This is a genomic window from Metasolibacillus sp. FSL K6-0083, from assembly GCF_038630865.1.
GTDB lineage: Bacteria > Bacillota > Bacilli > Bacillales_A > Planococcaceae > Metasolibacillus > Metasolibacillus fluoroglycofenilyticus.
Window position 1 is genome coordinate 40,173 of the sequence record NZ_CP152046.1, and the last position, 13,077, is coordinate 53,249.

The 13,077-nt window shown below is 39.7% G+C and carries 9 protein-coding genes and 1 other annotated feature; of the genes, 5 read left to right on the top strand and 4 right to left on the bottom strand.

What is annotated here, in order from left to right; all coding sequences use genetic code 11:
- Positions 1-5 precede the first annotated feature (5 nt).
- On the bottom strand, positions 6-1,625 hold the full coding sequence (cydD, locus tag MHB51_RS00185; RefSeq protein ID WP_107943024.1) for a thiol reductant ABC exporter subunit CydD: 1,620 nt from the start codon (positions 1,623-1,625) through the stop codon (positions 6-8).
- A gap of 240 nt (positions 1,626-1,865) precedes the next feature.
- Between cydD and MHB51_RS00190 the strand changes: the two genes are divergently transcribed.
- Together MHB51_RS00190 and MHB51_RS00195 are read left to right on the top strand one after the other, a co-directional pair.
- Positions 1,866-3,203: a cytochrome ubiquinol oxidase subunit I gene (locus tag MHB51_RS00190; RefSeq protein WP_235616037.1), complete on the top strand. Its 1,338-nt coding sequence runs from the start codon at positions 1,866-1,868 to the stop codon at positions 3,201-3,203.
- Positions 3,194-4,222, top strand: coding sequence for a cytochrome d ubiquinol oxidase subunit II (locus MHB51_RS00195; protein ID WP_066161803.1), 1,029 nt, complete (start codon positions 3,194-3,196; stop codon positions 4,220-4,222). The genes MHB51_RS00190 and MHB51_RS00195 overlap by 10 nt, the downstream gene beginning before the upstream one ends.
- A gap of 599 nt (positions 4,223-4,821) precedes the next feature.
- Here the strand turns inward: MHB51_RS00195 and MHB51_RS00200 are convergent.
- Both MHB51_RS00200 and MHB51_RS00205 read right to left on the bottom strand, forming a co-directional pair.
- Positions 4,822-5,391 (bottom strand): class I SAM-dependent methyltransferase, encoded by a 570-nt coding sequence (locus tag MHB51_RS00200; protein ID WP_066161808.1) that lies wholly within the window; start codon positions 5,389-5,391, stop codon positions 4,822-4,824.
- Positions 5,388-6,362 (bottom strand): TIGR01212 family radical SAM protein, encoded by a 975-nt coding sequence (locus MHB51_RS00205; protein WP_342558737.1) that lies wholly within the window; start codon positions 6,360-6,362, stop codon positions 5,388-5,390. Before MHB51_RS00205 ends, MHB51_RS00200 begins: the two co-directional genes overlap by 4 nt.
- 159 nt (positions 6,363-6,521) lie before the next feature.
- On the opposite strand from MHB51_RS00205, the gene MHB51_RS00210 reads away from it, so the two are divergent.
- Complete coding sequence (locus MHB51_RS00210; protein ID WP_066161814.1) at positions 6,522-7,694, top strand: MFS transporter; 1,173 nt, start codon at positions 6,522-6,524, stop codon at positions 7,692-7,694.
- Between the two features lie 267 nt (positions 7,695-7,961).
- On the opposite strand, the gene MHB51_RS00215 is transcribed toward MHB51_RS00210, so the two are convergent.
- Positions 7,962-8,525: a transposase gene (locus MHB51_RS00215; protein ID WP_066161815.1), complete on the bottom strand. Its 564-nt coding sequence runs from the start codon at positions 8,523-8,525 to the stop codon at positions 7,962-7,964.
- A gap of 258 nt (positions 8,526-8,783) precedes the next feature.
- Positions 8,784-8,999 (top strand) — a binding site (T-box leader).
- Between the two features lie 98 nt (positions 9,000-9,097).
- Between MHB51_RS00215 and leuS the strand changes: the two genes are divergently transcribed.
- Positions 9,098-11,512, top strand: a complete 2,415-nt coding sequence (leuS, locus tag MHB51_RS00220) for a leucine--tRNA ligase (RefSeq protein ID WP_342558738.1) — start codon at positions 9,098-9,100, stop codon at positions 11,510-11,512.
- A 207-nt stretch (positions 11,513-11,719) separates the two neighbouring features.
- Positions 11,720-12,904 carry a class I SAM-dependent rRNA methyltransferase gene (locus MHB51_RS00225; RefSeq protein WP_342559448.1) on the top strand — a complete coding sequence of 395 codons (1,185 nt, stop codon included), beginning with the start codon at positions 11,720-11,722 and terminating at the stop codon, positions 12,902-12,904.
- The last annotated feature ends 173 nt before the right edge of the window (positions 12,905-13,077 follow it).

Genomic DNA, 13,077 nt, shown 5'->3' on the forward strand with positions numbered 1-13,077 from the left:
GTTTTTCACCCCTTTTTCAGTTGCCCATTAATTACTTCATAAATCATATCAGCATGTGCGATGCTTTCGTAGCGATGTGCGACAATAACGACGGTACTACGATGGTGAAATTGCTGAATAAGCTGATGAACAGCCTCTGCTGTTTGAACGTCGAGCGCGGCAGTGGGCTCGTCTAACAACAGAACGGACGGCTTTTTTAACCAAGCCCTTGCTAAAGCAACACGCTGCTGCTCTCCGCCGGATAAACCAAGACCGCCTTCCCCAATTTTCGTCTCAAGCCCATTCTCTAACTGACCGAACCATGCTGTGAGCTCTACTTGCTGTAAAGCTTCAAGCAATTGCTCATCTGAATAATTTGCCCCCATTTGCAAGTTTTCGCGTAACGTTGCGGCAAATAAATAGGGCTTTTGCGATACGAGCATCATTCTTTCTCGCCATTTTGTTTCTTCTATAGTAGATTGTTCTTTTTCATCTATAAATAGTTGCCCTGCGTCAGGCTTGATTAACGCTGCTAACATATGCAAAATGGTTGTTTTGCCATGACCAGATGGTCCGATGATAGCAACGGTTTGCTTTGCAGGAATATGCATTGTAATGGGCCCAATTTCTTGCTGTTGATATTGGATTGAAGCATTTTTTAAAGCGAGAGAGGGAGGTTCGGCAAAATGTGCTGTCCCCCAAATAGGCTCTCGCTTTGGTGTTTTCAACGTATCTTGTAAAATTTCTGCTGCGGCTAGGCTGCCTCTCCCTGTGTGAAAGGCGGCTCCAAGCTCCTTTAAGGATTGATAATATTCAGGAGCTAATGTTAAAACAAAAAAGGCTGGTGCAAAAGTAAGTGTTTGAAAAACAATCATGCGAAAGCCAATTTCTAACGCTACTAAGCCGATACCAAGCGTCGTAATAAGCTCGATAAAAAGGGTAGAGGCAAAGGCGATTTTCAAGACAGTGAGAGTTGCTTCTGTAAATTGCTTGTTATGTTCATTGAGTTTTTGCTCCTGCTCACGTGCTTTACCAAATAGTTTTAATGTTTGTAAGCCGTAAAGCATTTCCAAAAATGTGCTAGAGAAGCGATTCATTTTCGTTAGCTGCTGCTCAGATTTTGCCTTTGTTTGAATACCCACTAAAATATATGTTAAAGGAATAAAAGGAGCAGTAATTAGCATAATAATGGCACTTGTCGGATGCACGAAAAATAAGGTGATAATAATGCTTGCTGGTAGCGTCAAGGTTTTAATGAATTGTGGAATGTAATGTGCGTAATAGCCATGTAATTCTTGAACAGTATGCTGCAAAATAGCAATTTTTTCACCGGTAGGCTTGGAAGATGGTGTAGACCAATGTGCTATTAGTTGCTGACGTACCTTTGTTTTTACACGGCCTGCATAGAGATTTGCGCTAAGCTGTAAAGCTGCCTGTGTAGCAAGTCTTGTACAGATGGCAAGTGCTAAAAGCGCTGCAAATGGCAAAATAGCTTCAAATGATGATTTTTGAATAAAGACGCTATCAACAATTTTCACAATGCTATATGCTTGTCCAATAATCGTCACAGCAAGCATGGCACTATATAGTACAAACAGTAGCAAGTATTTTTTTTCTGAAACTGCAAGCTGCTTTAACCAGACCATCGATACACACCTCGCTTCTTGATATCTATATTGTAAAGGTATAATAAATTTGTCATTTTTGAAAAGGATTACACTCAAGCCATGAACCGTTTTACACACTTTGTGACAAAATTCTGTATGTCGATTATGTGAATAGACGTTTGTACGAAGCTACGAAAATAGATTACCGTAATATTTAATGCTACGATGAAGGCAAGTTAAGTAAGTATTCGTTGAAATATGACTAAGGGAGTGAAGAAGGTGGACTCAACTGTTTTTTGGAGTAGGGCTTTAACTGAGCTGACACTGTCGTTCCATATTATTTTTGCGACGATTGGTGTAGGTGTGCCGTTAATGATTTTAATCGCCCAATATGTCGGCTATAAGAAAAATGATATTCATTATACGATGATGGCAAGACGCTGGGCGCGTGGTTTTACTATTACCGTTGCAGTAGGAGTAGTGACAGGGACAATTATCGGTTTACAGCTGTCCTTGCTATGGCCACAATTTATGGAGCTGGCAGGGCAAGTAATTGCATTACCACTATTTATGGAAACATTTGCATTTTTCTTTGAAGCAATTTTCCTTGGTATTTACTTATATACTTGGGATCGCTTTAAAAATCCGAAATATCATATGCTGTTGCTTATTCCAGTAGGTATCGGTGCTTCCATGTCGGCTGTTTTTATTACGATTGTTAATGCTTTTATGAATGCGCCACAGGGCTTCACAGTAAAAGGTGATGCGCTTATTGATATTCAGCCCTTTATGGCGATGTTTACGCCAGCGATGCCAACAAAAATTGGCCATGTTTTAACGACAAGCTATATGACGGTTGCTTTTATTTTGGCAGCAATTGCAGCTTATCGATTATTGCGTGGGGAAAATCATATTTATCATAAAAAAGCGCTTGTTTTTACGATGAAGCTCGGTTTAATATTTGCGCTTGCTTCAGCAGTTGTTGGCGATTTTTCAGCAAAATATTTAGCGGAATATCAGCCGGAAAAGCTTGCTGCCGCAGAATGGCATTTTGAAACGGAGGAAGGCGCTGATTTAATTTTATTCGGTGTACTTGATAATGGAGAAGTGAAATATGAATTCCGCCTGCCGAAAATGCTAAGCTTTTTATCACATACTGATTTTAATGCAGAAGTAATTGGGCTTGATCAATTCCCAAAAGATGAGCATCCGCCACTTATCATACATTATTTCTTTGATATTATGGTGTCCATTGGCATCTTTATGATTTTATTATCCGCTGCTTTCGTGCTAGGGAAATGGAGACGCTGGTCTTGGGTCGAGGCGAGATGGTTTAGATGGCTTATCGTTTTAGGTGGCCCGCTCTCGATTGTTGCTATTGAAGCTGGTTGGTGGCTTGCGGAAATGGGCCGTCAGCCATGGATTTTATACGGTATTATGCGCACATCAGAAGGAGCAACATCCGCGACAGGTGTAGAATATTTATTTATCGCCTTTGCCGTTGTGTACTTTATTTTAGGTGTTGGCAGTATCGTTATTTTACAGCGAATGTTTAAACGTAATCCGATTGAAAAGGAATTAAATTCAAGACAGGATGGTGAAAGCTCATGGCATTAGAAATATTAGGCATATCTGTGTTATGGCTCTTCTTGTTTGGCTATGTCATTGTTGCTTCCATTGATTTTGGTGCAGGCTTTTTCAATGCTTATAGCTTGGTTAGAGGAAACCATCAAACATTGACGAAAATTATTAAGCGCTATTTATCACCTGTTTGGGAAATTACCAATGTATTTCTAGTGTTTTTCTTTGTCGGTGTCGTCGGTTTTTTTCCGCAAACAGCCTATTATTATGGAACGGTATTAATTGTACCTGCATCAATTGCTTTAATTTTGTTGGCAATTCGAGGAAGCTATTATGCATTTGAAGCTTATAGCGGTGTTAGCGGACATAAAGGCTATGCGCTTGCATATGGCGTTGCAGGGCTATTTATTCCCGCCGCTTTTTCAGTCGTTTTAACAATTTCAGAAGGCGGCTTTGTCAATATGGATAGCGGGCATCCGAAGCTCGACTATGGCGCATTGTTAGCTAGCCCATTATCTTGGTCAATCGTCGTGCTTTCCGTTGTGGCGGTATTATATATTTCCGCTGTCTTTTTAACTTGGTATGCTAACAAGGCAGGAGAGCGTGATGCAACGGAAATTATGAGGAAATATGTACTTATTTGGGCAGGGCCGCTAATTATTAGTGCGTTCGGCATTATTATTGAAATGCGCCAATTAAACAATTGGCATTATGAAAATATGCTAGATGTCTGGTGGCTCTTTGCCTTGTCAGGCTTGCTCTTTATGGGAACTGTTTATTTCATATATAAGCGCAAGCACTATAATTGGGCATTAACTTTACTCATCGTCCAGTTTGCATTGGCATTTTTTGCCTATGGTGTTTCGCACTATCCATACTTGCTATATCCGCATTTAACAATTTATGATAGCTTTACCAACGAGGCGATGGCTATTGCATTAGTCGTTGTATTTATAGCGGGACTTGCTTTATTATTACCGTCACTTTACTTAGTATTTCGCTTATTTGTATTTAATAAGGAATATGTGTCAGGTAAGTCTGACCACCATGTATAGGAGGGTGAAATCGTGAATGATTTTTTAATATTTGTTGCCCCATTTCTCGTCGTTGTTTTATCAGTAATAGCCGCCTTTTTTGTAGCAACACGCGCAAGCTGGGTGGATGAGGAATAAATAAAAGGGCATGAAGGCACTGAGGCTAGTGATAAGTCATAGTTATTACTAAGAAAAGCACATTTTTTTAGTGAATAATCAACTATTTTCAGTAGATTACTTTTGTACTGAAAGCAAGATGGAAGGTATAAAAATCTCCGGGCGAGGAAATTGCAGTTAATTTAGCAGGTGTTTAGAGACGCTCGCTAAATTTAAAAGGGCTCAATCTAAGAACAACGTGTTCAGCCAAGGAGTAATTGATTATAGAAGCTAGGGCTGTCCAAAAAGCCGTGCATAGCTGGCTTTTTGGACAGTAGAGATGACGTTTTACAAAAGTATTAACTCATATAAATAGAGAAAATCTCTTTTGAAAGTGTGACGAACACTGGCTTTAGCGGTGTTACCCTTCAGTAAAAGAGAAGCGATGAATGCGTCGTCACAACAAATTGGACTTTTCAGACAGCCTCTTTCATGTGTTTTAGGGCTTTATTTGATGACGGAAGTTACATATCCTTCATTTTCTCCAAGGCAATAACAAACGGAGGGGTGTTTTGCTGATTTAAAAATTCATAGCGTAGCACATGTACATATTTTTGAGGTAAGCTGCTAACGTAACGCAGCACCTCATCACGTTCCTCAGCCCCACCCTCATGTCCATGGTAAATCACGAGGACGATGATACCGCCTATTTTTAATAGCTGTAAAAGAGATTGCAGTGCTGCAATCGTAGTGTTTGGTTTCGTGATAATAGAATGGTCGCTCCCTGGTAAATAGCCTAAATTAAAAATGGCTCCTGCTACAGGCTTTGTGACATATTTTGCGATGTTTTCATGACCGTCCTTTAGTACAAGGGCACGATGCTCTAAGGCATTATCCAAAAGAAGATGTAATGTTGCATCCACTGCCTCTTTTTGTACGTCGAATGCATACACATAGCCGTCATCTCCAACTAAGTTAGCTAAAAATAATGTATCATGCCCATTGCCAGCCGTTGCATCTACCGCGATATCACCTTCTTGAATCACATCTGCTAAAAGGCTGTGTGCATATTGTAATACTCGTTGTAATTTCATTTTTCGTCCACCTTATAAAACTTACTTTGCCAAGTGTTGCGGCGTTCCAACTCCGCATCAATTCCGTTTAAGACACTCCATTTATTAACGCTCCACATCGGGCCGACCATTAAATCAATTGGGCCATCTCCTGTAATGCGATGGACTATCATGTTAGGCGGAAGTACTTCAAGCTGATTGACAACAAGCTGAATATAATCATCTTGCTCCATCAATTGTAGCAGCCCTTTTTCGTATTGCTTTACTAAAGGTGTGCCTTTTAATAGATGTAGCAAATGGATTTTAATACCTTGCACATCAAGTTTTGCAACCTCTCGTGCTGTTTCCATCATCATATCGTAGGTTTCTAGCGGTAAGCCGTTAATAATATGTGTAACGATGCGGATATTATGACGGCGTAGCTTTTCTATACCTTCCACATATGTCGCGTAGTCATGTGCGCGGTTAATTAAATGTGCTGTTTTTTCATGCACTGTTTGCAGGCCAAGCTCTACCCATAAATAAGTGCGTTCATTTAATTCAGCTAAATACTCAACCACATCGTCTGGTAAGCAATCGGGGCGTGTCGCAATACTTATTCCCATCACACCTTCACAAGCAAGTGCCGCTTCAAATTTTTCCTTTAAAATATCTAAAGGTGCGTGGGTATTCGTGTATGCTTGAAAATAAGCCATCGTTAAGCCATCTTTCCATTTATGTTGCATTTTCGCTTTAATTTTTTCGAATTGTACAGCAATTGGGTCCACTTTATTACCTGCAAAATCGCCACTACCTGCCGCAGAACAGAATGTACAGCCGCCAAAGGCAACCGTACCGTCACGGTTTGGGCAATCGAAGCCTGCATCTAGAGCTACTTTATAAACTTTTTGTCCGAATTCATTACGTAAATAGCGATTCCATGTATAGTAACGCTTCCCGTCAGAAGGGAAAGGAAATTGGTTTATTACCACTATAGTCACTCCTCTAACCATTGATTGTAACACGCAATTTTATCATTTAACATGCAGAAAAATATTTTTCTTGTAAGTTTTGCAAAATAGGCATAGACTGTTATTTCGGATATTGAATAATTAATAAGGAAATTTCATGATAGAGTGCAATTGCTAGCTGAAAATAAAGGAGGAGAGAATGTGCCGAAACAAGTGTGGTATTTGGTCATAGGGATGTTTCTTAATACAGTAGGGAGCTCCTTTTTATGGCCATTAAATAGTATATATATTCATCATCATCTTGGAAAAACATTAACGATTGCAGGAATTGTTTTGATGTTGAACTCATTAGCAGCAGTTATTGGCAATCTATTAGGTGGCTATTTATTTGATAGAATTGGTGGCTTTAAAACCATTGTCATTGGCGTCACCTTGAATATCGTTACGTTAGGGCTACTTGTGTTTTGGCATGATTGGTGGCCGTATGTCATTCTTTTAACAATTATTGGCTTCAGTGGTGGTGTTGTTTTCCCTGCGATGTATGCATTAATCGGTGCTGCATGGCCAGAAGGAGGACGTAAAGCCTTTAACACATTGTTTTTATCAAATAATGTTGGTGTAGCTGTCGGTCCAGCATTGGCAGGCTTTATCGCAGATGTTAATTTTGAATATGTATTCAAAGCGAATTTCTTTACGTATTTCATCTTTTTTACGCTCGTTGTGCTAACATATAAGCGATTTGATACGAAGAGCATGGCTCCGAAAAATGTGATTGCTGAAAGAGGCAACAAAGAGTCCAGAGCAGGGCTTTATGCATTATTAACTTTATGCTTGGCATTAGTGTTATGCTGGATGTCTTATTCACAATGGAGCGCCACAATTTCTTCCTATACACAAGGCTTAGGCATGTCTTTATCACAGTACAGTGTGATTTGGACAATTAATGGCTTGCTCGTTGTCGGCTTCCAACCAATTATTCGCCCACTCGTTCGCCGGTGGGAAAAGAAATTAAAGCACCAGCTCGTATTAGGACTTGTGCTTATGTCATTTTCTTTCTGCATCGTTGCAATAGCTGAAGAATTTACAATGTTTGCAACGGCAATGGTGATTTTAACGTTGGGAGAAGTGTTTTTCACACCTGTAATTCCTACCATTGCCAATCGCCTTGCACCTAAGGGACGACAAGGCTTTTATCAAGGTATTGTTAATAGCGCCACAACAATTGGTCGCATGATTGGTCCTTTATTCGGAGGATTGATGGTAGATTTATTCGATATGCAGACGTTGATGTGGAGTTTAGTCGTATTATTGCTCATAGCGATTATCCCCGCATGTGCCTGGCACGCAAACAATACGGAAAATTCAGAAAACTAACTACAATTTAGAAAGAAAGCTAGTACCACGAATAATAATGGTACTAGCTTTTTTGCATACATTAATTCACTTCTTTCGGCAAATGACCTAACACCTGCTGACAAAAAGGAATGCAGTATAGGAACACCCCAATATGTGTGAGTAATGGTTAAATGACCAACATTATGTTAGGCAAAGCCTCAAGCGGATATCACATTTTTGAAGAGGGATCTTTGAGCAAGTTCAAAAAGTCTAGGCTCAATTACGCTAGGGCACGATTGATTTTGGCTATAAATCATAATCATCTTCGCAATAGGTTAAATAGAGGTCAAGGGTTGGATATTTTGTATGGGAAAGATAGGTGATAAGTGAATCTTGGTGTAAGAAGTTGAATGGTGTCGGTGCTTTAGTATAGTAGTAATAATAAGAACTGTAGGGATAAAAGGCTAAGGTTTCTACTAAAGGAATGGTTGTATTAATCGGATTGCGGTGGATATAACGACTTACAACAATGATATCTAGGGGAGAGGGGACTAAATCTGAAAAAAATCTTTTTTCGTATAGGTGACCACTGTAGTCATATTTCTTTTTAAAATAATCACTGTAGCGCCTATTAATCATCGCCATAATTTTGCTATGAGGAACAAAAGGGGAATGGAGCAATAGGTGATAATGGTTTGGCATAATACAAAATGCAATAATTGAAAATTGATACTTTTGGTAGGTGTACTCCACAATGCGAAAAAAAGCTTGGTAGTCTGTGTGATGTAAAAAAATTGTTTGCCGATTATTTCCGCGCATAACTATATGGAAATAATGGTATGGTGACCAAAGGCGATGTTTTCTAGCCATAACAAACCTCCTTTTTATATTGTTATTAAGTTTAAAAAGAGCTAAAGATATTGTCAAATCACACTAGGCAATAAACTTTATATAAAATGTCGCAAATAGGAAAATTGATTATAAAAAATAGATGAAATTTTAAGTTTGGATAATAAATAAACACCAAAAATTTTTTTTGGTGAATTGTGTGAAAATTGTTTGCGTGCCAGGCACTTTAAAAAAGGCTTGTGCTTTCTAGCTAATTCCATTAGAATGAAGGCATTATATACAACGACTATGACAAGGAATAGTAAATTTCGACACTTTTTAGAGAGCTAGCGGCTGGTGTGAGCTAGCAAGTGAACAAATTGAACTCGCCTTTGAGTTGCTTTTAGTGAAAAAGATTAACTAGAAGCCGTGTTTTCGCGTTAAGAAGCTGGAGCTGAGTGCAGTGTCACTAATTTGGGTGGTACCGCGGGAGTCAAATTTACTCTCGTCCCTTTCTACGGAATGGGGCGAGTTTTTTATTTTTCTAAAAATTCTGTCACTTCAGTTTGAACGGTGGAAAACAAGTCGATACTATGATTTTGAGGAGGAGTAATATGAGTTTCAATCATCAAGAAATTGATAAGAAATGGCAAAAGTATTGGGCGGATAACAAAACATTTAAAACGGTGAATGACAACAGTAAACCAAAGTTTTTTGCATTAGATATGTTTCCGTACCCATCAGGGGCAGGCTTGCATGTAGGACATCCACTTGGCTATATCGCGACGGATATTTTAAGCTCGTTTAAGCGCATGCAAGGCTATAATGTGCTACATCCGATGGGCTGGGATGCTTTCGGGTTACCTGCTGAGCAATATGCACTTGATACAGGAAATGATCCTGCAGAGTTTACGGCGAAAAATATTGCGACATTTAAGCGTCAAATGAATGATTTAGGCTTTTCTTACGACTGGGACCGCGAAATTAATACGACAGACCCTAAATATTATAAATGGACGCAATGGATTTTTATCCAATTATTCAATCGTGGTTTAGCGTATGTAGATGAAGTACCTGTAAATTGGTGTCCAGCACTTGGAACGGTACTAGCGAATGAGGAAGTAATCGATGGTAAATCCGAGCGCGGCGGGCATCCGGTAGAACGTCGCCCAATGCGTCAATGGATTCTACGCATTACGGAATATGCAGACCGTCTATTAGAGGATTTAGATGAGCTTGATTGGCCAGAAAGCTTAAAGGAAATGCAGCGCAATTGGATTGGTCGCTCAGAAGGTGCGGAGGTCACATTTACAATCGATGGTACAGAGCACTCATTTGACGTTTTCACAACGCGCCCAGATACGCTATTTGGTGCAACATATGCAGTATTAGCACCAGAGCATAAGCTAGTTGCTGAAATTACAACAGCTGAACAGCGTGCGCAAGTGGACGCTTATCTTGATAAAGTAAAAACAAAATCAGACCTTGAGCGTACAGACTTAGCAAAGGAAAAAACAGGTGTATTCACAGGTGCTTATGCAGTAAATCCAATTAACGGTGCAAAAATTCCTGTATGGATTGCTGATTATGTACTTGCAACATACGGTACAGGTGCAATTATGGCAGTGCCTGCTCATGATGAACGCGACTATGAGTTTGCGAAAGAATTCGGCTTAGAAATTAAAGAGGTGCTTGCAGGCGGTGATATTTCGAAAGAAGCATTTATTGGTGACGGTGAGCATATTAACTCAGATTTTTTAAACGGCTTAAATAAGGAAGAAGGTATTACAAAAGCTATTGCTTGGCTAGAGGAAAAGGGTGTTGGTGAGAAGAAAATTTCTTACCGTCTACGCGACTGGTTATTCTCACGTCAACGCTATTGGGGCGAGCCAATTCCTGTAATTCATTGGGAAGATGGTACAATGACAACTGTTCCACAGGAAGAGCTGCCTCTAATGCTTCCAAAAACAAATGATATTCGCCCAAGTGGTACAGGTGAATCACCATTAGCGAATATTGACGAATGGGTAAATGTAGTAGACCCAGTAACAGGTAAAAAAGGTCGTCGTGAAACAAATACGATGCCGCAATGGGCGGGTAGCTGCTGGTACTATTTACGCTATATCGACCCAGACAATGATGAAATGATTATCGACCCAGAGCTAGCAAAGCGCTGGCTACCTGTTGATATTTATGTTGGTGGAGCAGAGCATGCGGTACTGCATCTGCTATACGCGCGCTTCTGGCACAAAGTGCTATACGATATCGGTGTCGTGCATACGAAGGAGCCTTTCCAAAAGCTATTTAACCAAGGAATGATTTTAGGCGAAAACAACGAAAAAATGTCTAAATCGAAAGGTAATGTAATCAACCCAGATGATATTGTGGCATCACATGGTGCGGATACGCTTCGCCTTTATGAAATGTTTATGGGGCCACTTGAAGCATCCAAAGCATGGTCGACAAATGGCTTAGATGGTGCACGTCGCTTCTTAGACCGCATTTGGCGTCTATTCATTGATGATAACGGTGCTGTGAGTAGCAAAGTCGTTGACACAAATGATGGTAAACTAGAGCTTGCTTATCATCAAACAGTGAAAAAAGTGACAGAAGACTTTGAAGCAATGCGCTACAATACGGCGATTTCACAAATGATGGTATTTATTAACGAATGTTATAAAGTGGATTCAGTGCCGAAAGAATATGCTGAAGGCTTTGTACAAATGCTATCACCAGTTGCTCGTCATATTGCAGAGGAGCTATGGCAAAAATTCGGTCATACTGAAACAATTACGTACTCAGCATGGCCAACATTCGACCCATCAAAGCTGGTAGAAGATGAAGTAGAAATCGTTGTGCAAGTGCTAGGAAAAGTACGTGCAAAAATTAAAGTTGCTAAAGATATTTCGAAGGAAGACTTGGAAGCTACTGCATTAGCAGATGAAAAAGTAAAAGAATTTATCGTGGGCAAAGACGTAATAAAAGTAGTTGTTATCCCGGGTAAATTAGTTAATATTGTAGTGAAGTAGTGGAAAGAAGGGGGGAGCTGTCGAAAAAGATAGCTCCTCCTTTTAATGTAACGAAAGTTTGTTTTCATTACTCAATCTAACCTTAGAGAAAAGCCGCGAAATTCAGTGTTTATCACATTTTAAAAGAAATCCAATAGCAGCTATAACACGCTTTTGAGATGCCCTTAATGTATAATAGAAGAAATGCCAAAGACAAAGGATGACGACATGACAACATTATTGATTAAAGAAAATTATGTAAAAGAATTAAAAAATGGCTATCCATTAATTTTAAAAGATGCTGTAGAAAATGAGGATGCCTCAATCATAGAAGGAACACTTGTGAAATTAGTAGACAACAAGGGACAATATATTGCGACAGGCTATTATGGTGTGCAAAATAAGGGCGTTGGTTGGGTGCTAACACGTAACGCAAATGAACAAATTGACCGTGCTTTTTTTGCGAAGAGAATTCATGAGGCTGTGACATGTCGGACGAGCTTTTTTGAGGCAGATGACACAACAGCTTTCCGCATTTTTAACGGGGAAGGGGATGGCATCGGCGGTTTAACGATTGATTTCTTCAATGGTTTTTATATGGTGAGCTGGTATAGCGAGGGAATTTATACGTTCCGCGAGGACGTGTATGCGGCACTGATGGAAGTGGTGAATGCACGCGGTGTTTATGAGAAGAAGCGCTTTAATGTGAACGGGCAATATGTGGAGCAGGATGACTATGTGTCAGGGGAAAAGGGCGAGTTTCCAATTATTATTCAAGAGAATGGCATGCATTATGCGATAGATTTGAATGATGGGGCGATGACGGGTATTTTCCTCGATCAACGTAATGTGCGTAAAGTCCTGCGCGATTCGTATGCAGCAGGAAAAACAGTGCTCAATACATTTTCTTATACAGGTGCATTTTCGGTGGCTGCAGCACTTGGCGGTGCAACAAAAACAACGAGCGTCGATTTAGCGAAACGTAGCTTGCCAAAAACAATTGAGCAATTTAGTGTCAATGCGATTGACTACGAGGCGCAGGATATTAAAGTGATGAATGTTTTTGATTACTTTAGCTATGCGGCCCGTCATCAATTAACGTTTGATGTTGTCATATTAGACCCACCGAGCTTTGCACGCACGAAAAAAATGACATTTAGCACGGCGAAAGATTATCCAAAATTGCTGAGAGATGCACTAACAATTACAGCGCCAAATGGTGTAATTATTGCCTCGACAAATAATGCTAGCTTCAATATGAAAAAGTTCAAAACCTTCATTGATAAGGCTTTTAAAGATTCAAACAAGCGCTATAAAATTTTAGAGCAGCACCAGCTACCGGAAGATTTTCAAGTGCCACATAATTACCCAGAATTTAATTATTTAAAAGTCGTTGTTATTCAAGTACTTTAAGGGTAGGGAGTCCTTAGCTAGCTTTAAGAACATCTTTGTTTTGGTTTTATGATAATATGTTTACTTATGAAAATGGAGAAATCCAACTTTGAAAAGAGGAGAGACATCGGCTTCAGTCGTGTTTATCTTAAGTAAAAGGGAAGCGATGAGATAATGTGTTGTTAAAGTTTCAT

Excerpts from the sequence above, each read along its gene's own strand:
- cydD (WP_107943024.1), bottom strand. The coding sequence starts at position 1,625 with ATGGTCTGGTTAAAGCAGCTTGCAGTTTCAGAAAAAAAATACTTGCTA.
- MHB51_RS00195 (WP_066161803.1), top strand. The coding sequence starts at position 3,194 with ATGGCATTAGAAATATTAGGCATATCTGTGTTATGGCTCTTCTTGTTT.
- MHB51_RS00200 (WP_066161808.1), bottom strand. The coding sequence starts at position 5,391 with ATGAAATTACAACGAGTATTACAATATGCACACAGCCTTTTAGCAGAT.
- MHB51_RS00205 (WP_342558737.1), bottom strand. The coding sequence starts at position 6,362 with ATGGTTAGAGGAGTGACTATAGTGGTAATAAACCAATTTCCTTTCCCT.
- MHB51_RS00215 (WP_066161815.1), bottom strand. The coding sequence starts at position 8,525 with ATGGCTAGAAAACATCGCCTTTGGTCACCATACCATTATTTCCATATA.
- leuS (WP_342558738.1), top strand. The coding sequence starts at position 9,098 with ATGAGTTTCAATCATCAAGAAATTGATAAGAAATGGCAAAAGTATTGG.
- MHB51_RS00225 (WP_342559448.1), top strand. The coding sequence starts at position 11,720 with ATGACAACATTATTGATTAAAGAAAATTATGTAAAAGAATTAAAAAAT.